22 protein-coding genes are annotated in these 21883 nt (G+C 66.9%); 10 read left to right on the top strand and 12 right to left on the bottom strand.

Features of this window, described 5'->3' with window-relative positions:
* Positions 1-24: 24 nt before the first annotated feature.
* Positions 25-1203, top strand: coding sequence for an alcohol dehydrogenase catalytic domain-containing protein (locus JYK18_RS26710; protein WP_206806230.1), 1179 nt, complete (start codon positions 25-27; stop codon positions 1201-1203).
* Between the two features lie 40 nt (positions 1204-1243).
* Entirely contained in the window at positions 1244-1576 is a 333-nt protein-coding gene (locus tag JYK18_RS26705; protein ID WP_206806229.1) for a hypothetical protein, read from the top strand.
* 177 nt (positions 1577-1753) lie between these two features.
* Here JYK18_RS26705 and JYK18_RS26700 read toward each other — a convergent pair whose 3' ends face one another.
* From JYK18_RS26700 to JYK18_RS26675, 6 genes are all read right to left on the bottom strand, one after another.
* Positions 1754-3607, bottom strand: a complete 1854-nt coding sequence (locus JYK18_RS26700; RefSeq protein WP_242582113.1) for a recombinase family protein — start codon at positions 3605-3607, stop codon at positions 1754-1756.
* Between the two features lie 461 nt (positions 3608-4068).
* On the bottom strand, positions 4069-4656 hold the full coding sequence (locus JYK18_RS26695) for a hypothetical protein (RefSeq protein ID WP_206806227.1): 588 nt from the start codon (positions 4654-4656) through the stop codon (positions 4069-4071).
* Positions 4657-4880: 224 nt separating this feature from the next.
* A complete protein-coding gene (locus tag JYK18_RS26690; protein ID WP_206806226.1) occupies positions 4881-7214 on the bottom strand; it encodes a hypothetical protein in 2334 nt (777 codons plus the stop codon).
* Complete coding sequence (locus JYK18_RS26685; protein ID WP_206806225.1) at positions 7211-7708, bottom strand: hypothetical protein; 498 nt, start codon at positions 7706-7708, stop codon at positions 7211-7213. Before JYK18_RS26685 ends, JYK18_RS26690 begins: the two co-directional genes overlap by 4 nt.
* A gap of 781 nt (positions 7709-8489) precedes the next feature.
* Entirely contained in the window at positions 8490-8945 is a 456-nt protein-coding gene (locus JYK18_RS26680) for a hypothetical protein (protein ID WP_206806224.1), read from the bottom strand.
* Positions 8946-9017: 72 nt separating this feature from the next.
* Positions 9018-9323: a hypothetical protein gene (locus tag JYK18_RS26675; protein ID WP_206806223.1), complete on the bottom strand. Its 306-nt coding sequence runs from the start codon at positions 9321-9323 to the stop codon at positions 9018-9020.
* A 434-nt stretch (positions 9324-9757) separates the two neighbouring features.
* On the opposite strand from JYK18_RS26675, the gene JYK18_RS26670 reads away from it, so the two are divergent.
* From JYK18_RS26670 to JYK18_RS26660, 3 genes are all read left to right on the top strand, one after another.
* Positions 9758-9895, top strand: coding sequence for a hypothetical protein (locus JYK18_RS26670; protein WP_206806222.1), 138 nt, complete (start codon positions 9758-9760; stop codon positions 9893-9895).
* A 276-nt stretch (positions 9896-10171) separates the two neighbouring features.
* A complete protein-coding gene (locus tag JYK18_RS26665; RefSeq protein WP_206806221.1) occupies positions 10172-12598 on the top strand; it encodes an arabinosyltransferase domain-containing protein in 2427 nt (808 codons plus the stop codon).
* Positions 12599-12619: 21 nt separating this feature from the next.
* Positions 12620-12772 carry a hypothetical protein gene (locus JYK18_RS26660; protein WP_206806220.1) on the top strand — a complete coding sequence of 51 codons (153 nt, stop codon included), beginning with the start codon at positions 12620-12622 and terminating at the stop codon, positions 12770-12772.
* A 348-nt stretch (positions 12773-13120) separates the two neighbouring features.
* Here the strand turns inward: JYK18_RS26660 and JYK18_RS48065 are convergent, their stop codons facing one another.
* Positions 13121-14302: an endonuclease/exonuclease/phosphatase family protein gene (locus JYK18_RS48065; RefSeq protein ID WP_307796076.1), complete on the bottom strand. Its 1182-nt coding sequence runs from the start codon at positions 14300-14302 to the stop codon at positions 13121-13123.
* A 233-nt stretch (positions 14303-14535) separates the two neighbouring features.
* Between JYK18_RS48065 and JYK18_RS26650 the strand changes: the two genes are divergently transcribed.
* From JYK18_RS26650 to JYK18_RS26640, 3 genes are read left to right on the top strand one after another with little or no spacing between them, the layout of a single operon-like run.
* Positions 14536-15486, top strand: coding sequence for an alpha/beta fold hydrolase (locus JYK18_RS26650; RefSeq protein WP_307796075.1), 951 nt, complete (start codon positions 14536-14538; stop codon positions 15484-15486).
* A 23-nt stretch (positions 15487-15509) separates the two neighbouring features.
* Positions 15510-15956 (top strand): GbsR/MarR family transcriptional regulator, encoded by a 447-nt coding sequence (locus JYK18_RS26645; RefSeq protein ID WP_206806219.1) that lies wholly within the window; start codon positions 15510-15512, stop codon positions 15954-15956.
* Between the two features lie 7 nt (positions 15957-15963).
* Positions 15964-16788, top strand: coding sequence for a class I SAM-dependent methyltransferase (locus JYK18_RS26640; RefSeq protein WP_206806218.1), 825 nt, complete (start codon positions 15964-15966; stop codon positions 16786-16788).
* Positions 16789-17652: 864 nt separating this feature from the next.
* On the opposite strand, the gene JYK18_RS26635 is transcribed toward JYK18_RS26640, so the two are convergent.
* Entirely contained in the window at positions 17653-17835 is a 183-nt protein-coding gene (locus JYK18_RS26635) for an RHS repeat protein (protein WP_206806217.1), read from the bottom strand.
* Between the two features lie 182 nt (positions 17836-18017).
* Here JYK18_RS26635 and JYK18_RS26630 point away from each other — a divergent pair, with 182 nt between their 5' ends.
* Positions 18018-18212, top strand: coding sequence for a DUF2795 domain-containing protein (locus JYK18_RS26630; RefSeq protein ID WP_206806216.1), 195 nt, complete (start codon positions 18018-18020; stop codon positions 18210-18212).
* Between the two features lie 213 nt (positions 18213-18425).
* Here JYK18_RS26630 and JYK18_RS26625 read toward each other — a convergent pair whose 3' ends face one another.
* From JYK18_RS26625 to JYK18_RS26610, 4 genes are all read right to left on the bottom strand, one after another.
* Entirely contained in the window at positions 18426-18734 is a 309-nt protein-coding gene (locus tag JYK18_RS26625; protein WP_206806215.1) for a hypothetical protein, read from the bottom strand.
* Positions 18731-18931 carry a hypothetical protein gene (locus JYK18_RS26620; RefSeq protein WP_206806214.1) on the bottom strand — a complete coding sequence of 67 codons (201 nt, stop codon included), beginning with the start codon at positions 18929-18931 and terminating at the stop codon, positions 18731-18733. Before JYK18_RS26620 ends, JYK18_RS26625 begins: the two co-directional genes overlap by 4 nt.
* A gap of 81 nt (positions 18932-19012) precedes the next feature.
* A complete protein-coding gene (locus tag JYK18_RS26615; RefSeq protein WP_206806213.1) occupies positions 19013-19315 on the bottom strand; it encodes a hypothetical protein in 303 nt (100 codons plus the stop codon).
* A gap of 112 nt (positions 19316-19427) precedes the next feature.
* The gene (locus JYK18_RS26610; RefSeq protein ID WP_206806212.1) at positions 19428-20321 is read right to left on the bottom strand and encodes an oxidoreductase; all 894 of its coding nucleotides are present in this window, start codon (positions 20319-20321) and stop codon (positions 19428-19430) included.
* A 148-nt stretch (positions 20322-20469) separates the two neighbouring features.
* Here JYK18_RS26610 and JYK18_RS26605 point away from each other — a divergent pair, with 148 nt between their 5' ends.
* Entirely contained in the window at positions 20470-21876 is a 1407-nt protein-coding gene (locus JYK18_RS26605; protein ID WP_206806211.1) for a hypothetical protein, read from the top strand.
* Positions 21877-21883 lie beyond the last annotated feature (7 nt).

Here is a 21883-nt window from a genome sequence, read left to right as displayed (position 1 = left end):
AAGACAACGAGCTAGGAGGCAATGATGAAGGCAGTGGTGTGGCACGACATCGGGGACATCCGCCTCGACGAGGTACCCGATCCGAAGATCCTCGAACCCAGCGACGCGATCGTCCGCCTCACCCGCAGCGCGATTTGCGGCACCGACCTGCACATGGTGCGCGGCACCATGCCCGGCATGGTGCCCGGCACGATCCTCGGGCACGAAGGCGTCGGCGTGATCGAGGAGGTCGGCCCGGCGGTGCGCGGTTTCGCCCCCGGCGAGCGCGTGGTGATCCCGTCCACCATCGGCTGCGGCACCTGTTCCTACTGCCGCGCCGGCTACTACGCCCAGTGCGACAACGCCAACCCCGGCGGCGGGACCTGCTTCTTCGGCGGTCCCGAAGGCACCGGGCCGGTCGACGGGCTGCAGGCCGAGTACGCCAGGGTGCCCTTCGCCATGACCTCCCTGGTGCGCATCCCGGACAACGTCAGCGACGACCAGGCGATCCTGCTCTCCGACATCTTCCCCACTGCCTGGTTCGGCGGCCGACTGGCCGAGGTCGGCGAAGGCGACAGCGTGCTCGTGGTCGGCGCCGGCGTGGTGGGCCAGTTCGCCATCGCCTCGGCCAAGCGCCAGGGCGCCGGGCGGGTCTTCGCCGTGGACGGCCTGCCCTCCAGGCTGGACCTGGCCCGCCGGCAGAACGCCGAGGTCATCGACTTCAACCAGGAGGACCCCGTCGCGCTGGTACGTGAGCTGACCGGCGGGATCGGCGTGGACCGGGTCATCGACGCCGTCGGCATCGACGCGCAGCAACCCGCTTCCGGCAACGCCGACTACGAGGAGGAGCGCCGCGTCGCCGCCCCCGAGAGCGGGCAGCGGGGTGACCAGTGGGTGCCTGGCGACGCGCCCTCCCTGGCCATCCGCTGGGCCGTTCAAGCGGTGGCGAAGGCAGGCACGATCGGTGTGATCGGGGTCTACCCACCCGGCTTCGACCGGTTCCCCTTCGGTGAGGCGATGAACAAGAACCTCACCCTGCACATGGGCAACTGCAACCACCGCCGCTACCTGCCCGGTCTGCTGGGCATGGTCAGCACCGGCTCCTTCGAACCGACCGACTTCATCACCCAGCACGAGGAACCGGACTCCGCGATCGAGGCGTACAAGACCTTCGACCGCCGCGAAGAAGGCTGGCTCAAAACCGTGCTCGACGTTTCCGGATGACTTCTACCGCGAAAATTCCTGGACCGAAAGGACGCATGCGATGGTCAACCGGATACGGCTCGAGGCGGATGCCCAAGCCCTGCCTTGCAAGAGCTGCGGTTTCCCAACCCTGCGCGTGGCCGCGCTTCTCGCCGACAACGGCACCATGCTCGGCCGCATCCGGCAAGTCAGCGCCATCTTCTGCCTGCGCAATTCCGAGCAGAACGGCGAACTCATCCTCAAACTCGCCATCGATCCCGAACACCGAGTCAGGCGCGTGCTTGCCGGTGCTGTCGCTCGCGCCTCCGAAGCCGGTCAACTCGGACTGACCGAGGTACGAGGCATCATCGCGAAGGACCCGCGACACAGCGTCCGCACAGCCCTGCCGCAGTAAGCGACGAGAGGCAGGCGTCGCCGGGCGACGCCTGTCATCCGCGCTGGCTCTACTCGACACGGACCTGCCGACCCGGCTCGTGTCCCGGAGCTCCGGGTCATGACTTCGCCGCCGAACCGCGCCGCGGCATCTTCAAGGGGACCCGCGTCTCGATCACCAGCGGCCTGGCCACTGGCGTCAGGCTGACCTGCGAAAACGGCTCAACCGGAGCGGATCTGGAATCCGTGTGCTTCCGAGGCGAGTCGGACCGGGGGCACGTACAGCATCTACACTTCCGCGCTGGTCAGGCGCGTGGTGTGTGGATGCCATGGTTTCGGTGATCCTTTCCGCCGTGTCGGCGATCTGGGGCAGGTCATCGGCCGGTAGCCGCATCTCGATGGCGACGGTGTCTCCCCCGCCTTGGAGGCGGAGGCTCAGGCTGGTGGCTTCGAAGAGGTCGCGCAGCAGCGCGTGGGGTGCGGCGGCCAGGTTGAGCGCGAGGTAGGGCAAGGCGTCGAGCAGGGCTTGCTCGTCCGGCCTCGGCGGAGCGGTTCCGTCGCCGGCTTCGGCGTCGAGCGCGGCGAGCTCGGCCAGCTTGGTCTTCTTGTCCTTCGCCAGGTCGTTGTAGCTGCCGCGCAACGCCTGGGTGAAGGGGTCAGCCGGGTCGCCCTGGCGAGCCTGAACGAGCAGGGACTGCTGCTGGCGGTCGACCTCGGCCAGGGCTCGCTCCAGCCGGGCGCGCTTCGCCTCGTGTTCGCGATGGGCTGTGTCGTCGGCCCCGGCCAGGTCCGCGGCGAGGATGGCGCGCCGCTGCTCGCCGAAGACGCGGTCGGCGAAGAACCGGGTGATCGCGGCGAGCAGGGCGTCTTCGCGGAGGTAGACGGTCTTCGGGTGGCCTTCGTACTTGTCCGGCCTGCCGCGGTTGTTGTTCCGCGGCCAGCACTTGTAATACACGTACCGGTGAGCGGCGTCGCCGAACATGCGACGGCCGCAACTGCAGAAGACCATGCCCCGGAGCACGTTGGTCCGCCGGGCCGCTGGGTGGGCGCTCTGGGCGTTCCCGTCGCGCGAGCCGCGCTTGGCCGCGCGGCGCGCGTTCAACTCGTCGTACATCGGCTTGGCGATCAACGGCTCGTGCACGGGCTCGTTCGACCAGACCCACTTGATCGGATCGTTGATCTTGCTGCCGCTGCGCGAGCGCCGCGCCCGGCGGTTGTAGACCTGGTAGCCGGTGTACTTCGGGTTACGCAAGATCTCGTAGACGCTGGTCTTGCCCCACGCTCCGCGCGCCCGCGTCTTGTTGGGCGGCTCGGGCGGCGGATACTTGACCGGGTCGACGTTGAGGCGCTCGGCAATCGTGTCGTAGCCCAGGCCCTCGTGGAACCGCCACATCGCGATCTGGGTGACGGTCTCGCCACGCACCCCGTCGGGCTCGAGCCGGGACTTGGTCAGCCCCTTGGCCGCCTTGGCTGGGTTGGGGTGCCGATAGGTCTTGGCCCGGTAGCCGTAGCACGGCTTGCCGATGTTCCAGCCCTCCCGCACGTGCGTACACAGCCCGCCCCAGGACTGCTCGAGCGTGTTGAGCACCTCGTACTCGGCCACACCCTGGTTGATCCGGCGCTGCAGCACCCGCTGAGCCCGACTTCCCGTGATAGCGATCGGCTCGTTCGCCGCGAACAACGAAACGTCGACTTGCTCCAGCGCCCGCTCGATCGAGATGCCCTCAAACGCCCGGCGCGCAATTCGCGCGATACTCTCACAGATCACCACATCGAAACGGCGGTTAACGCTCGCCGCTTCGGTCAGCAAATCCGAGATACCGCCATCGCGTGCGATCGGAATATCGAACTTCTCGTAGTTCCCCTTCTTGCCACGAGACCCCAATTCCATGCGGCCGGATTCGACGTCATAGAAATGCGCGACCACTACCCATGATTCGGGGATCGCTGTCTTGCAATTGCCGAGCTGACGGATCAGCGACTGACGAGGATCTTGCTGTTCCTCGGTGGATGTCCGCCCGATGAACGCGACACGCACCTCGTCGCGCAGCAACGCCGTGGGCAGCCCCAGCGGGGATACCGCGAAGTCGGACAGCTGAAATTCTATGACAAGCCATCTAAACATTTACTTCACAGACGAAAACGGCCTTGACTGGCACCGAAGCCATGATGGGGCACTGACTCAACTGGAGAAGGCCAAAGACCTCTCCTCCGCACTAATTAGTCGGCGCGGCGCTTGCGAACAGAATCGCGGTACAAACTCGTCGAGGTACTACCGGCTGAACATCAGGCCTTGGCGTCGGACGCTGGGCTGATGCGGAGCCCACCAGCCTACCGATTCCAGCGATCCTGCCCTCCTGACTTCCCAGTTCAGTTTGAATCGTGGCCGCATCCCAGCCAGGGCGACACTCCGGACAGTGTCGAGTCCACGGGCCGTTATCGACCGGTATGATCATCACGGTACCAATTGAAGCGTCACGGCACGCGCCGGCATCTGGTGCAACACAACGATGTTCAGCGGCCATCAGCTCCACGAGCGACCCCATTCGACTCGGCCGATGGTTCATCGGCTGGATGGGTCCATCCGTTCTTGGGCGCCTGCCGCTCATGCGAGTCGGTCAGCAGCGCATCAGCAAACTGCTGTCCTCGTTCAGCCTCGCTGAATCGCGCCATGATGTCGCGAACGACGTTGCCCAACATGACCAGCTGTGGCGGTGTCAACTTGTCGCCGAAATCGATGAGCGACTTCGCCGCCCGCACCCAACCACTGTCAGGCTCCCATTTTCGCACCAGCTCCACCAGCCGGTCCGGGTCTCCAGCAGGTGAGGATCCGGTAAGCCGCGGCGACGGCGGCAGCAATGTGAACAGCTCGGCCGCAGCTGGATCCCGCAGACACTCCTCTCGAAGGAACCGCATACGCGCTTTGATCTGCCGGTGCGCCAGTTCGTCGAGTTCGAGTTCGTGGCGGGCATGTTGCACTCGCATCGCCGCTTCCAAGTCCTCCGGGCGCACCCGGACAACTACGGTCCCCTCCCGGAACTCTGCACCCGGCACCGAGAAGGGAATCCGCTCCATAAGCCGGTTCGCCAGCAGTTGCCGCACCGCTTGCCACCGCACCAGCGAAGACTGGTTCGTGACATCCTCGAACGCCGCTCGGACATGGTCGGCGCCAGCCGTGCCAACCTCACCGTTCTGCGCTGCGTTGGTTATTGCGACACCAAAGAACCGAATCTGGACATCGAAATAGAGTCCGCGATCCCGACTCGGGAGATATTCCTGGTGCTCCCACCTCTCATACGGCTCACGGTCTCGATTCCGCCATCGCGTCATGCCGAGCTGCCCGAAGTCGCGCCGTGAGAAGCCATGAAGTCGTCGTCCACCTTCCCGGTGATGATCGTGTAGAGCTGCTCGCGCTGCTCCGCCTCAGCCGAAGGAAGTTTGCTCCACTGGCGCACCAATCCGGTCAAGCGGTTCCGCGGCGACTCCTCGCCGGCGATCTCCGGACCCCGCACCGCCCGGCACAAGATGTCGGCGATCCGACCGCGATATTCCGGGAACGCGACCGCTGCCTCGAGCCAGAACGGCAGCACCTCTTCAAGGTGGTCGTCACTGTTGCCCGGCGCCAGCAAGCTGCGCCAACCGCGGGCGAGGTCGTTGACCGCGGGCGCAGGCTCCTCTCGCTCGGCAGGTTCGATCAACAACGACGGCTGCCGCGAGTTGGCCGGAGAACTCATAAGTGCGAGCGTGCGGAACGACTGCCGGCCGGCGGCAGCGGTCTTGTCGTCGCCACACCATCCGATGACAGCCGTGAACAAGGCGAACCGAACAGTCTCGTCGTCCCATAGCGTCTGCACGGCCTCCTTCACGGCGCCGACAACGCGCACATCGTCAGAGTTCGCCGCATGCTTCAGCCGGATGAGGGCCTTGCCCGTGTACTTCCTGCCGAACTGCCGGGAGCAGACCTCTGCCACGGCCAGTTTGCTGGGCTGCTTGTTGCCCGGTGACGCGTTCGCCCAGGTCAGCAGCATCGGGTGAATACTGCGAGCCGTGCTGGGCTGCACCGCCGCGTGATCAAGGACATCGACGAACTCCGACCACACCACCCCTTGGTCGTACCACTCTTCCGCGATCCGCGTGAGCGGCTGGGCCCGTCCCTGCCGGACCGCCCAGTCGACCGCCAGCTGGGAGATACGGGCCGCCAGCGCGCGTCGCTGTACCTCAGTGAGAGATTCGAGGGCCTCGTGCTTGTGTGACTGCACAGCTCGCTCGGCCAACCAGTCGAGAAACAACTTGCGCGATAATGGCCTATCGACCCAGAAGTACTGCAACGCCGCGTCGTCCCAGCCAACGCGATCGAACACCACCGTTCCATCTTTGGCGAGGCTCGCCTCCACCGCATCGACCAAGTCGATCACGCCAGGCACGTCCTGCCCGGTCGGCGCCCTTCGTCTGTGCTTCTCCCCCAGCGTTTGGCCCAGATCGGTGGCTCCTGTGTACACGTAGGCAACAGGTGCGCCCTTCTGGACAGCCGCTGAGATCAGAAAGTTGCGTTCGATGCCGGTCCGCCCCTGCGCGCGATGCCACGCAAGCAGCCGCTCGTGCCAGTTCAGGCGGGCTTCGACGACCACCTCGACGCGCTTACTGAACAGCGAGTCGTCGCCGCGCACCAACCCACCCTCCGCGCCGCGGTCCACTTTCCGTACGCCATCGTCCTCCAACGCCGACTCTGGCATCTGCTGCGCGGCGACGATGAGCTCGACGATCTCCTGTACTTCTGCCGGGATCTGGCCGGTGATCAAGCCCGCTACCTGCCGGTCGGCAAGCCATTGCTCGACCGGGATCTGGCTGTCTCGCACCCGTAAGGCTCGGCGGGCGATCTCCCGCGGGTCGACCTGACCGTCCCGGACGGTGACAACGTCTGGAACCTGCGCTTCGGCGCGGTTCCACTGCTCGACGCTCATTACCATCACCATCCAGCAGGATTGGCTGCGCAGCCGCTCCTGCAGTGCACGCAGGCTGCTGCCGAACGTCGAGTGCAGCTTGAACTCAGCCTCCTCGGCGGGAACCTCGACCACGTAAGCCCGGTCACGGTGTGGTGGCAGCTGCCTGACCGGGAACGTCGACCCGCCACCGAAGCTCAGGGCACCGACCTTGACCCCGCGCTCCTTATGGATGGTGGCCAACAACGCGTGCGCTGTAATGAACCGGCCGCGATCCTGATCCAGGGCGACGACCATCAGATGTGAGTCCATCCACTCAACGACACGGTTGCCGAAGCCAGCCGGAGGCGCGAAGAGCTCCAGCACGGCGGTCAGGTAGTCCTCGTCCGCGTCGAACCGCTCAAGACTCTCCTGCAGATGGTTGACAATTTTGATCGCAGTGTTTTCGCCCGCGTTGGAGTTCGCGATCGCCACTGCCCTGCCTGCAGTGGCCAGTGCGTCCGCAGTCGCTGCCGCCGCGGTCGATGACACCGCATCCACCTCCGACAGAGCAGCCGCAACTGCTTCATCGGATGCCTCACTGACCGTCGCCGCCGGTTCCGCGCCGCCTGGTTCGGAACCAGCAAGCCCGCGCCATGCCACGACGTCCGAGCGATGGCCATCCGGCCGCGCCGGCTGTGGCTCCGGCCGGCCCCGGCGATCGTCGCGGAATACGCTCATCCCAGCCTCCGCTCGATCCGCATTCCGGTCACCTCACCGCCAGCCTTGACCGTCCTCGTGCGGACTCGCACATCGGCACGCCCGGTTTCGCCGATCTCATCGGCGACCAGCCCTGTCACCGTTCCCTCAACGTCGTCGCTTTCCACCTCCACCGCCACACCAGCCCGGGCCACAGCGGCGATGTCGATGGGCCGCCCCTCGATGCGCTGCAGTTCGCCCAGCACAGTCTCCAAATGCCCGACTAGCTTCGCGTCGTCGGACCGCAACGGCAGGCCATGCTCGTCGTAGACCTCTAGCGCATTCATCGCACGCCTCAGGTTCTCCACCGACTCGCGCTCAACCGCAGTTCCGCCGAGCTCTTCAGCCTCGTCCTCCGCTTTGTCCTTGACCGCGTTACGTCGATCCAGAAATGTGCTCGCCCGATCGAAAAGAAACTTGAACGCGGCCGCCATCATCGGCCCGGTCATGGTCGCCAAAGACACTGCGTCCGTCATACCGCCCCTCTCCATCCCCTCGTCGACCAGCACGGTCAGCCCGAACAGCCTGACGCCGGATCATGCGAAGGACAAGCATTGCAGACGTTCACCACCCAACAAGATGCATTTGACCCTAATTCTTCCTTAAGTTGCTCGTCGAGCCGAACCCGGCCATCTTTGACAAAAAGTGGACATGGAGATGAATAATCGCAGGCATGCACGTGCAGGTTCACGACCGCCCAGATTCGGGGTCATCCAGGAAAAAAGCCAACGCCACAGGCTGCCAGCCTGTTCGAACTACCGGCACCACTTCAAACGAGCAGCTCAGGCAAGTTCGCCTCTGACTGCAGCTCGGTCGACCGCGCCAGGTGCGGCGAGCTGCTCGGCGCGGACGACAGGGAGGACAAACGGTGCCGGTTCAGCCGCCCAGAAGTCGATTAAGTCGATGACTTCCTCGCAGGTCCGGTGGCCGAGCAGGGACCGCGCCAGCAAGTTCGGCCAGACAGCACGAGCCGCTGTCGGATACCAGTCATCCGGCTGCGGCCGCATCCCCGTCGTTGCGACCCGCACCCTCGCATCGGAGTATCGCGGCACTTCACCTCTGTCTGACGGCGTCATCCGGGCCTGACCGCCACCGAGCGTCCTGCCCCTGGGGACGGCGATCACCGGCCTCGCCTCGACGACACGGTTGCCACAACCGCAGCCTCCATAGGGCTGTACTCGTTCACCAACTCAGCCGCTCTGCGTGCGATGCCGCGCCCGGGCCTGCGACAGCTGTGCGCCGGCGCCGAACGTCGAGTCAGCTCGCAGAGCCGAGCAAACCCATCCTCCCCAGCAGGACAGAGACCTGTTCGGTCGCGAGCCTCATTGACTCAGGACCACGCAGGTCTCCGTCCGCGTGCGGATGGAGACCGAGTATTGTGGCTTCGCCTTGCTGAGGCACCGATTCGATCGCGCCGCGCAAAAGATCCTGGGCCGCGGCCAGGAGATCAATACTCCAACGCTCTACCGCCTCGTCACCGGTATCGATTTCCTCCACCCTTTCGGTTCCGGTGAGCACCCCGTCCTCGGCGAGCAGATCCAGGCTGGATTCCAGCCAGGGCTTCCCGTCTCCCAGCCGCACCCGCCGGGTAACCGGGTCGTATTCCACCCGCGCGCAGCGCTCGGCCCGACGCAGGAGCAGATCCTCCAAACCGCCGTCCCACGTCGATCGCTCCAACTCGACCCAGCCCGCGCCGGCCATCGTCGAGCCCACGACATCGAGGACCGAGCCGCGTACTCAGCGAACCCCGTCGCCCCCTACAACTGCAAGTACGCCTCAGCAACTTCACCCCTGGCCGGTCATGGCGCCCGACGTCTGGCCGGCTTCGCTCAGCCACGACAACAGGGCGTTGAGTTCCGGCTCGATCGTCTCGACGCAGCCTCCGCGATGACACCAGTCCGGCCCGGGGCACGAAAGCGTCACCCGGTGCACGGCATCGATCGGATCCGTCCCCGCTCGGGACCGGGTGACGCACAGCAGATGACTGTGGAGTCGCCCCGGATATTTGCGCGAGATCTCCGCCAGCTTCCGCTGCAGCCGCTCTCGCTCAGCCTCCCGCTCGACCGCGTCGAGGATGGCGTCCTCACGCAAGTACAGGGCCTTCTCGTGTCCGACGAGCTTGTCCGGTCGGCCTCGGTTTGTGCCGGGCCGGCAGAGGTAGTAGGCGCGCCATCGCGCAGGTCCGAGACCATGGTCCACATGACTTGCGCCATCCGGGGTAGTTGTCGGTTCCGGGGGTACGGGGCGCCGAGTGTCCCGGCGGGTGCGAACGGCTGGGACGGTTGCGGGCAATACCAGGTGTGAAGATAACCGGGGTGGTGCTCGTGGGCGATCTCGAGCGGCCAGATCTGTGCGGTCCAGACGCGGACCGGTTGCTGCCGGCTCTGTTCGACAGCCATGCCTCGCCTGCACGCCCACCCGGCACGCAGGCTCGACGCCGCCACGGCGGACGGCTTGGTCGCGGAGACGTTCCTGGCTGCCTGGGCCGTCAGGGGCTTCGAGGACGTCAGCCCTAAGGGCGGCTGATGGCGCTCGGTGCCGACGACATCACCGGCAACGTGCTGGCCGGTCCGGTGACCACGCGGGCGATCGGCACGCTCGCGCTGAGGGACAACCCGATCGATCCGAAGCTCGGCGGCGTGCTCCTGTCGAAGGCGGGGTGAGGTGGTGACCGAGTCCGCCATCACCTACCAGATCGTCGGCCGGCGCGGCGCCACACAGTAACTGCCACCGCTCCGCTGTCCTCGCCGGCGTCGAGGTCATGGGAGCTGGCCGGACTGGCTCCGTTCCTGCCGGGGCCGGATCATCCCGAGAGCACGCTGGAGCACGGTTCGCCTGAATGCGGACCGTGGTTGAGCCTGCCGATTTTCGATAGGTGATGCACTTTCATGCCCGCGATTCTTACGCGGCGGCTTTGTGCTGCCGCCCTGCTGACCTGTTTGCTGGCGCTGGCGATTCCGTTCGCTCCGGTGCGCGGTGACGACGTACACGTCTCCTGGCCCAGGCCGGGGGAAAGCGCGGCGTCCACGGTCGCGATCTTCCAGCCATATCGTCCGCTGTCACTCGATGTTTCGCTTTCGTGTGCCGCCCTCGCGCATCAAGGAGTGCTTTTCTCGACCTTCCCGCCCGATTCCGATCGGCTGCGTGAATTCGGGCTCCTGCTCACCGGTCGCGATCAGCAGTTGGTAGTGACCACGGGGGGCCGTGACCACGCGCTCGGTCAGCCGCCGGGCACGGACTGCACTTACCTCTTGCAGGCCGGGGAAGGCCGGTTATGGGTGAGCGTGGACGGTAACGTGGTGCTCGATCTGGCGGCCCCGGTGCCACAGATCGCCGCGTTCGTCACCGACCTGCCCGCGCACGTGCCGGTTTCGGCGTCCGCGCGGGCCGATGCCCGGTTCCAGACCTCGCCCACGCCACTCAAGTACGCCCTCCTCGCCGGATGCGTTATCGGCGTGTTGTGCTGCCTGGTACTGGGATTCCGGCTCCTGGGTGCCACGGGGAGCCGACCGGCGCGGGCCCCGGTCCGTCGCGATCTGCTGTGGACCGCGGCGGTGACGCTCGGCGTCGCCGGCTGGGGTGTGCTCGGCGCGCAATCGGTGGACGACGGCTGGTTCCTCGGCATGCACCGCAATCTCGGCCCATCGGGCTTCGTCGGTGACTACTACCTCTTCCTCAACGCCTCCGAAGTGCCGGCGAGCCTGCTGCAGCACGTTTTCGCGCCGCTGTTCTCGCTGTCCTGGTCACCGTTCGCGCTCCGGCTCCCGGCCATCACCGCCGGGATCGGGATCTGGCTGCTGGCGCTGGGCATCGTACGGTTGCTCCCGGTGCGCCTGCCGCGCTGGCTGCTCGCGGCCGCGTTCGCCGTCGCGTGGATGCCCGGCGGGGCGGCCTTGCGCCCGGAACCATTCGTGGCCCTGTGCTTCGCGGTGTCCGCCTACGCCGCGGTGCGCGCCACGGTCACCCGGGCCGACGCCTGGCTCCTGATCAGCGCCCTGGCCACCGGGATCGCCCTGGCCATCACCTCGACCGGCATCCTCGCCGCCGTCCCGCTGGTCATCGGCCTGCTCGGTGCGCTACGCCGCACACCGCGACGGCGCTGGCTCCTCGTCGCGGCGGTGGTCGCGGTTGCCGCCAGCTGCTCGCCACTGATCTTCGCCGAGACGGGCCTCGGCGGATTCCTCGACTCGGCAGCCACGCGATACTGGTACGGGGCCAGCCTTTCCTGGTTCCACGAGTTCGAGCGCTACCAGATGCTGCTCGGCTCGCACAACGCCCCGGAGTTCTTCTTCGAACAGCACCCCTTCCGCCGGCTACCGATTCTGCTCGCTGCCGCGGTGTTCACCATCGTCGTCGCACTGCGCCTGCGCGACCGGGATGGCGGGGTCTTCACCGGCGTGCTCGCGTGGCCGTTCGCCTGGTTGCTGGGCGGGCTGGCGTTGCTCGTGTTCACCCCCACCAAGATCGGTTCCCATTTCAACGTGCTCGTGCTGCCGGTGACCCTGGTTCTCGCCTGCGGCCTGGCGCTGCTGCCCACCGCGTTCACCCAGAACTCGGCGGGCTGGATCGTCCGCGGCGGCTCGCTGTTCCTGATCGTTCTCGCGGTCAGCGTTTCCTTCCACGGCCCGAATTCGTGGTGGGGATACCACCGGATCGCCATGCCGATGCTCGACGTGAGGCTGACGGTCCCCCCGGCGATCCTCGTTCTCATCGGTGTCCTCGCCGCTCTGGCACCCGCGGTACGCGCGACCCGTGACGCGGTGGCGTTACCGGCCAGACTGGCCGGGCACACCGCGATCACCCTCGCCCGGCTGGCTGTGCTCGCCATGCCCGTGATCGTCGTCGCGCTGCTGGGCACAGCGACAGCCATCCAGCTCCAGCGCACTTCCTGGGCACCGATCGCGACCACGACAGGCTGCGGTATCGCCGACACCGTCCGGCTGGACTCCGGCGACACCCTGGCCGAGCACCTGGCCAACCGCCCCGGCCCCACACTCGTGGACTGGCCCATCTCGCTGTGGTACCCCTGCGCCCGATTCCCCGCCCAAGCCAACGGACTACTCGAACCGCCGACGAGCATCGTCCCAGCCCCCGGACGACACCGCGGCCACGGCGACCTCTCCCGCTCCTACACCCCGTACGCCGGTCCCTTCGCCCCTATCGGCGAGGTCGCCACCTACACCGAAATCACCTCACGACCGGACTCCACACCAGAGGCAGAACACACGAGTCCGCTGCTGCACGTCGACTACCACTACCCGGTCGGCGCCATCGACATCCGCGTCGAGCACACCGACCGGCCAGGCTGGACCCGGCACCCCAGCTACGCCGACACCCACTACACCGGCCAAGAGCCGCCCCCGTGAGCGGGACCGTTCCAAGATCACGTGCTCGATGCTGTCGGCGGCCGGTGGCTGACCGCGCTCGGTTGTGACCTGGGCCCGCGCGTCTGGACCGCGCGGATCACCCAGGACCAGCAGCGGGTGGTGACGTGCGCGAACGTCCACTTCACCCGTGACGGGAAGGCGAGATTCGCGTGACCGAGCTCGCCGACGGCCGCGTCCTCTCCGCCGTCCGGGTTCCCGGCTCGTCGCGGGCCCGACGGGGGCCCACCTGGCCGTTGCCGAGCAACCGATCAAGCGGCCGGTGTTCCTGGACGCGCGGACCGGAGCAACCGTGGCTGTGGCCGGCCGACCGCCCACTGGGGTCCGACGTGTACCCGGTCGACGGGATCAAGTTCGTCGGTGCCGGCGGTGAACACCTGATCACCATGGACCGGCAGGGTTCCGGGTGTCCTGTGTGGACACCAAACCCCTGCTCGCCGAAGCGGGCACACGGCTCACCCGCGCACTGACCGCGGCCGAACGGCGTCGGCACCGCCTCGCGGATCAGTCAGGCAGCGGAGTCGCGCTCCTCAAATCGTCGCGAGCGTCGAGGCCCGACCGGCGGACGGTGACCTCCACCGGCAGGTGGTCAGAAACCGTCGAGTTCACCGAGGCGGGTCGCTCGGCGGACAACCCGGCGCTGATCCACACGTGGTCGAGTTGCTGTTCCGGTGCCTCCGCGGGCCAGGTCGGCAAGGGGCGTGCGGGCGCGAGCGCGTCATGGAGTTCCCTCCGCAGGGGCGCGAGCCGCGGATCCTCGGGCTCCACGTTGAAGTCGCCGCCGAGTAACCGCAATACGATCTCAGTTGATCGCATTGTGATCTCCTCGGCGGAATAGGCCAGCGCATCGGCCCGCGACCGCCCTGTTCGCCACCCGTCGAGTTCGCGGCATGACGGCACGCCAGGGGCCGATGACGACGCGCCCTCAACATGTCGGGACGAATCTACCGACGACGCCGGACGATTGCGGCAGCCGCCAAGACCCTGCCGCGCGTAGGTCTCGGCGCCCTCCCGGTCACCCGCTGCGCTGTAGGCAAGCGCGAGGTCGACGCAGGCCGACGCGCGGGCGCGGACGAACTCGCTGGGCACGCCCTCGATGACGGCTTCCAGGTGGCTGATCGCCTCCTCCGCGCCGAGGTGGACCAGTGCGTTCCCCCGCCAGCGGTCCAGGTGAGTGCCACCGAGGAACAAGAACGGCAACTCCGGGTGGACCAGCTCGGACGGCCGTAGCTCGTCGGCCTCGTCGAAGGATCGCAGCGCGTTGTCCCCATCGCCAGAGATGGCGTGTCCTTCGCCTTGAGCTGCGGCGAGCCAAGCGCGGAGCAGCCGGGGTGCTCGCTTGCCGATGTCGCGAGCCTCGGCGAACAGCTCCACCGCGTCCTCGACGTTGCCCGCGTCGATGAGCACGAACGCCTGTTCAGCCGTGGCGTGCGCCAGCAGCGCGGCCGACTCGGCTTCCCGCGCCGCGGATTTGGCCTGCTCGTAATGCGCCCACGCCTGCTTGAGCGAGCCGATGTCGAGCGAGGTCCACCCGGCCAGCGTGGATGCCTCGGTGAGCACGCCGGCGAGGGGCGCCCGGTGGCGTTGGAGCAGCGTGTGCCTGATCAGGTCGTCGAGTTCAGAGATCTGTCCTCGCAGCCACTCCAGCCGTTCAGCCGAGCCGAATCGGCGGTCAGCATGCCGCACCCCGTCGACTTCCTGCCGGAACAGTTCGCTGTGCTACGCCCGAGGTGCGGTTGAAGACCTGGGGCGAGATGGAGCCAGTCGGCATCCGTCACCTACCTGGAGGGTGAGGTCGGGAGCCGTCCGGGCCACTCGTCTTCGCTGTCCGGCCGGTGGCATCTGGCCAAGGATGAGAAGTTGCTATATATTTCAGTCATGACTGAAACGTATAGCAACTATTGTCCCGAAGGATGGTCGTGACTGTGCAGCCAGAACCCGTAACATTCACCAGCCTGGGCACCCGCTGCGCGGGCGATCTCTACGTGCCGGACGAAGTGTCCGAGGACTCGCCCGCGCCCGCGCTGGTACTCGGACACAGTGGCGTGATGGTGAAGGAGGCGCTGGCCTACTTCGCTCCTTACTTCGTGGCGGCGGGTTTCGTCGTGCTGGCCATCGACTACCGCACCGTCGGGTCGAGCGAGGGCGAGCCGCGCGGGTTGGACTACCCGGAGCGGCAGGTGGAGGACTTCCGCAGCGCGATCTCCTACCTCCAGACGCGACCGGAGGTCCAACCAGAGCGCATCGGTCTGTGGGGCGTCAGCATCGGCGGCTCCGTCGCTGTCCAGGCCGCCGTGCTCGACCGGCGCGCCAAGTGTGTCGTCGTGCAGAGCCCGAGCGTGTGGAACGGATGGCGCTACCTGGAACGGCTGCTCGGCCGGAACGGGCTGCACTTACTGCGCGACCAGCTCGGTGAGGACTGGCAACGCCGCTACGAGACCGGCCAGAGCGCCCGCGTGCCGCACCTGAACCTGGACCACGACAACGCCAAGGGCGCCCAGGATCTGTCCACCGAGCTGTATCCCACATACCGCAACGAGAAGACTCTCGACTCCACCGAGCATCTGCTCACTTTCGCCCCGGAGAATCTCATCGACCGGCTCGCGCCGACCCCGCTGTTGATGATCGCCAACGGTGGCCACGACCCGTACCACATGCTCGACGAAGCACAGGCCGCCTTCGCCAGGGCCGGGGAGCCCAAGCGACTGGAGGTCCTGCCCTACGACGTCCTCGGCCTCTACACCGGCCCTGGGCTGGAGGAAGCGATGGGCCTGGCCGTTGAGTGGTTCGACCGGTACCTGCGCCGGACCCGGCTGGCCACCACCACCCCGACGCCCACCCGCGAGTCGGTCGCCGCTATGAAACGGTGACCAGCGGACAACAGGGAGGCGCCATGGGCGACGAGCAGCAGGACCAGCTCATGCGGTGGGTGGAACGGGTGGCCACCTTCTGCGTGGAGGAGTGGGGGCTCCCACCGATCACCGGTCGCGTCCTCGGCTGGCTGATGATCTGCGACCCACCCGAGCAGTCCGCCGGCGAGATCGCCGACACGATCCAGGCCAGCCGGGCGTCGCTGACCTCCAACATGCGTCTGCTCACCACCATCGGGCTGGTGCGCAAGGTCCGCCGCCCCGGCGACCGCACCGCCTACTACCGCATCGAGGACGACGCCTGGCACAAGGTCGTCCAACGCAAACTCGACAGCCTCAGCGCCTTCGGCGACATCGCCGAGGAGGGCTTCGCCCTTACGGGCCGCGAAGGTGCCGGACGCATCAAGGCGGCCCAGGAATCCCTGACCTGGTTGCGGGACATCGCCGTCCGTAACCCCCTGAAACACTAGGAAACCCATGCCATCCAAACAACTCGACCTCTCCCCGGTCCAGGAGACGCTGCTGCTCACCCTGTACGCACGAGCACTGGACAGCAAGGCACCGACCCCGATCCTCGGCGACACCCTTGCCGCAGCGGTCGCGAACCGGATCGCCGAGGACACCGGCTACGACTTCGCCAAGCTCAAACTCAAGCCGAGCCTCGTCGCCAGCACCGCCCTCCGCGCCAGGAAACTCGACGACGTCATCCGCCAGTTCATCGCCACGCACCCCGACGCGGTCGTCGTCGACCTGGGCTGCGGCCTCGATACCCGGTTGGCCCGCTGCAGCCCACCCGTCGGCGTCGACTGGTACGACGTCGATTTTCCCGAGGTCACGGACCTGCGCCGGCAGTACCTCCCGGACCGGTCACACCTAGTCGCCACAGATGTCACCGAGCCCGACTGGTCACAGACCCTGCCCGACGACCGACCCGCCATGATCGTGGCCGAAGGCATACTGCCCTTCCTACCCGGCGACTCGTTCCAGACCATGATCCGCCAACTGACCACCCGGCTCCCGACCGGCGAACTCGCGCTCAACGGCTACACCCGCTTCGCCGCCTGGGCAATGAAGTACCACCCCTCGATCAAGGCCCTCGGTCTCGACGCCGCTCAGGGTTTCGATGACCCTCACGAGCCGGAACACTGGAACGCCGGCCTCACCCTCGTCGCCGAGAAACTGCTCACTCGCACCCCGGAAGTGGCCGCGTTCCCGCAACCCGTGCGTGCCCTCACCCGCCTCATGGCCCGCAGCACCGCCATGTCCCGCCAAGGCACACGCATACTCCACTACCGGTTCTGAACAGCACGCCTTGCTACTTCGACCTGAAAAGTCGCGGCGTGGCGATCCCGCTGGCCGGGGGCAGTAAACGAGAGGATGGCCTCGACCCCTTGGGCTGGAAGGGATCGAGACCATCGTGCTCAGCCCAGTAAACGAGCAGCCCACGTTGTGGCAGGCGCTCCTGCCGGCCGAACTGCTCGTGTTGCCGACCGAGCTGGCTCGGGGGTGGACACCCGCATAAAGGTCGCAACCTCGAACACTTCCGCGGATTCGCGGGGCATTTTCGTGAACCTGTGGCCGCGGATCACACGGATCGAAGGCCTATACCGCCGTTTCGATGGCGGTCTCGGGCCCATACAGCCGAATCAGATCGCCACGCGCGACAGGAGAGTGATGACGCGGCGCGCATTCGAAGTAGACATCGAGCAACTGTCGGCAGGTACCTTCGCGATCGCGACCCGAGTGCGCGGTACACGTCGTTCGACTACTGCTTCAACCACTTCCAGCTGCATCGGACAGAGGTCGCGGCCTGGGGTGAGCCTACCGGCATGGAGGCTAGTTGCCTCCAGCTCGGGTTCTATCTCGCCAGTTGGGGAATGCTGCGGGATAGATCGGCATTGACCTGGTTCACCGAACTGCGCTGGATGTTCGTCGTGCGCTCCGTCCGATCGAAGCATCCGACACCTTGGTCACCAAGGTGATGCTCGGTGTCTTCGGCTGCGTCCCGGCGTTCGACACCTACTTCACGAAGGGATTCGGCGTCTCCACCTTCAGTAAGGGATCGCTACGACGGGTCGGGGAGTTCTACCGGGCGAACGAATCGATCATTGATCAGCAGCGCCAGCCCACGCTCGACTCCACCACCGGGCAACCCACCACGCGGCTCTACACCCGAGCCAGGGTCGTAGGCATGATCTTCTTCGCCGAGGTGCCCGCCCCATCGGTCATCTCCTGCAGCAGTCCGCGATCGCTGTAGACGAACTCGACGCGGCGGCCGGACAGGGCGGTGATGGCCTTGAGCTGGTTGGTGATCTCCAGGTTGGTGCCGGGACCGCACCAACCGACCATGGAGGAACTGGCCGACCTCCTCACCGACCTGATCCAGCACGCGACCGGCGGCTGGGCCACCACGGTCCCCCGGACAACTCCGGAGCAGTCAACCTCGAGTCTTGTGGTGGTGCGTTTGCCGGTGTTGCCAACGGGTACCGCCGAGCGTGCAAGGCATCTCCGTCGAAGCCACAGGAGGAACCGTGAGCAAGGCGAACCCCATCGAGATCCAGAAGCACCTGTCCGGGGTGGATTACCCGGCCAGCCGCGACGACCTGGTGGCCGCAGCGCGGTCGAACGGCGCCGACGACAGCACCCTGGAACTGCTCGGCAACCTCCCGGACCGCGAATACGACGGGCCCAGTGGCGTGAGCCACGAGATCGCCGCGCAGGGCTGACTTTGCTCGGTCAACAGAACCCCACGCGGCACAGAACTCGCTCGGGCAGGGCTCGACCGGCCGACGTCTCGGTGACGGCCACCCGTGCCCGACATCGTTCAGTGATCTGAGGCATGAATCTTCGCGGTCGGCGGCCGGGGGCGGTCCAGCTTCCGAGCAGTTGCAGCGCCCCGGCGGTCGGCAAATGCGGTTCGACGGTGTAGACCAGCATGGTCAGGCCGGGTAAGCGGGCATGGCGAAGCTCTCGTAGGTGAAGTCGAGCTCGCCGACGAGCGGGTGCCGGTATCGCTTCGGTCCGACGCGGTCTCGCATTTCGCGCGACTCCGTGCTCTTCGTGGACAACTCCCCGATGAGCGCGAGGAGGCCCTCGTCGTTCGGAGTCTTGCCGGCGGCCGCGCGCAGCAGCGCAACGTTGTTCCGGATGACGAGCCCGCGGTCGCGGTAGAACTCGGGCGAGCGGGGAAACTTCCGCCGCCAGAATCTGCTTGGGCGGGAGCCTGCTTGAACCAATGGGGTGTTCATGAGTAGAAATTCCGCCCGTATTCTTCGGATGGAAGTGTGAAGTCGCCAGGCCGTTCGGTGCGTAGCCGGTCGTAGCGTCGCTGGAACTCTTCGAGGGACTCCCGGAGGCCGCAGCCCAACTCGGCCCGGATGCCTTGGAGTGCCGGGATGATCCTCGCGGCGAGGATGTGTTCGTCGATCGCGGTCCGGTCTTCCACCCGGCCAGTTTGCCGGACGAGCATGGACCCGCCAAACAGGCGCCGCCCAGGGGTGCCCTTCGGCGGACAGGACGCGGGTCTTCAGGACCAGTACAAGTCCATCGAGAATTTCTGGTCGCCCAGTTCCACGTAGCACATGAAGTTGGTGGTGCCGGGGATCTCGCCGTTCCCGCTGTAGTTCCCAGTGACCCTGAGACCGCGCGCACGGCAGGTTTCGTAGGTGTAGAAGTAGTTCTCGTAGTAGGTCGCCCATCCGTTGAGGAGGGCGGATTGCCCGTACTCGGCCTCCGGCGCCGGGCCGGTGGTGTGTCCCGCGGATGCGGTACCCGCGAATCCGACCGTCAAGAAAGCGGCCGACACAACGCAGGCGATGAATCTACGCATCATTCCTCCACGCTCCCGCCAGATTTGAACAGCGCAATTCACGGTAGCGTTCTCCGAGGACACTGTGACGATTGACCTCGATATGTCACACGGATGGCCCAACCTGCCGGGCTCAAGGCGTGGTGAGTGGGCAGGTCACACCGGTGAGGCGTTCCGAGGTGTCCCATAGGCGCCGTGCGAGGGCTGGGTTGCTGGCAGCGGCGGAGCGCCCGACCAGAGCCGGCGATCCGTGCAGTTCGAAGCGTCCGTCCGGGCCGACGTAGCTCGCGCCCGGCAGGTCCTGGGTCGCCGCGTACAGCGAAGGGTGAGCGCCTTCTGCCTCGGTCTGGGCCAGGCATCGGCCGGCCAGGTGGGCGACCTTGACCAGGTACGGGTTACGGCCCTTGGTGCCCAAGTTGGTCGCCGAGTAGCCGGGGTGCGAGGCCAGCGCGCGCACCGGTGACCCCGCCTCGCGGCAGCGGCGCTCCAGCTCCAAGGTGAACAACAGGTTCGCCAGCTTCGACCGGCCGTACGCCTTCGTCGGCGAGTAGCCCGATCGCGCGAAGTCCAGGTCATCGAAATCGAGCACGCCCACCTTGTGCGCGCCCGAAGCCACGGTCACCACCCGGTCGGTGATCCACGGCAGCAACAGATTGGTCAACGCGAAGTGCCCGAGGTGGTTGGTGCCGAACTGCAGCTCGAACCCGTCCGCCGTGCGGCTGAACGGGGTCATCGCCACCCCGGCGTTGTTGACCAGGATGTCGAGCTCGCCCTGCCAGGTCTCGGCGAACGCGCGTACCGACGCGAGGTTCGCCAGGTCCAGTTCCCGCACCTCGGTGGTGCCGGACATTCCCGCCGCCGCTTGTTCGCCGGAGGGGACATTCCGCACGGCGAGCACGGTGCGCGCGCCCGCCGCGGCGAAAGCGGTTGCCGTGCCGCGGCCGACGCCGCTGGCGGCGCCGGTCACCACGACCGTGCGGCCGGTCAGGTCGGGCAGGTCCTCGGCGGTCCACCGGCGCTTCGTCATGATCGTCAGTCTAGGCGGCCACTGCGCGGCCTTTCCGCTGGTGACGACCTACGGCCAGCGATGTCCGGTGGATGACCTGGAGCCGGCACCTCGCCCGGCTGAGAGTGGGGCGGGCAAGGACACCGCGACCCCCGAAAGGCTGACGACCATGGCTCCCCCGCCGGGATACCCGCCGAAGCACGACGCCCCGCCCGCCGCCAGGACGAAGGACGAGAGCGGCAACGACCAACTGAAGCTGACCATGGCGGAATACTGCGCCTGGTACGAATACCTGCTCAACCCGCACGAACACCAGGGCCCCGGCCGCTGGCAGATCGAGGACACCCGCAGCGGTTCCCGCGAACAAGAGGTGAACAAGCGCACCACCGACAAGACGACGGAACCACACCCGTTCGAAACCTGGACCCTCACCTCGGTTCTCGACGGCATCGACCCGCGGGCGCTCTACAACGCGCCCCTCGTGCTCGCCGACAGTTCACCCGGCGTTATCGAGCCGGCGTACAACGGTTTCACCAATGGCTACCTCGTTTCGGGCAGTGGTGCGACGTCCATCGACAGCCAGGCGGGCCGGACCAGCGACACCGAGTACGAGATGTTGCTCCCGCTGATCACCGACTTCATGGAGATGCGCAAGGGCTGGATCGAACCGGGCAACGACAAGGCCCACGACTGGGAGAAGTCCTGGGCCAGGTTCGCGGTCGGCAACGAGAACGTTTTCCTGGCACTGGCCGAAGGCCTGGTCGCCTACCGGGCGTCCTACCTCGAATTCCGCCGGGGGCTGGACGAGGCCGTCAAGCACTTGGTCGACAGCTTCCAGAAGAAGCACGAAGCCCCGGACGGTTCCTCCGTTTCCGGCTTCGTCTGGAAGGTCGTGGCCATCGCGAGCGCGGGCGCCGTCGCGGGAAAGCTCGTCCCCGGCTGGGGGCAGGCGGTGTCCCTGACGCTGGCCGCGGCGGTGGCGGGCTTGACCGAGTACGGCAAGCGGTCGGTCCCCGCGGACACGCAGGAGGTCCAGGATCCCGGCCGCTGGGCCGATTTCGTGATGGCCGCCGACGACGCGGTGCGGACGCGGATGCAGCGCTTCGCCCAGGACATCGACGGCATTCGCGAAAGCATGGAAACCAGGATCGCCGCGATCCGCGACGGCCACCTGACGGACCCGCCCGAGCGCGACGAGTCGATCAAGGACATGCCGCCCACCCGCCGGGAGATCGTTCCCCAGCACCTCAACGACGGCGTGACCCGCTGGCTGGACCCGAAGGTCGCCGACCTGACCGGGAACTGCACCGTGTACCAGACGGCCGTCGACACCCTGGCGAGCGCGGACTGGGCCGTCCCGTCGAGTGTCTTCCCCGAGGTCGCCGCGGCACGGGAGCGGTTCGCCACCCGGGTGCGCGAGTTGGGTCAGGAGGCCGTCGCCAAGCACCGCACCGCCGTGGAGCGGCTGCGGCTGTACGGCGACGACCTCCGCTGGGTGGCGAACAACGCCGCCGCCAACGAGGAAGCCAACCTCCAGATCGTCAACAACCTGCTGGCCGACGTCCAGGGGATCTGACCGAGCG

It is taken from the genome of Amycolatopsis sp. 195334CR (genome assembly GCF_017309385.1).
Taxonomy (GTDB): Bacteria; Actinomycetota; Actinomycetes; order Mycobacteriales; family Pseudonocardiaceae; genus Amycolatopsis.
This window is presented reverse-complemented; position numbering and strand designations above follow the sequence as displayed.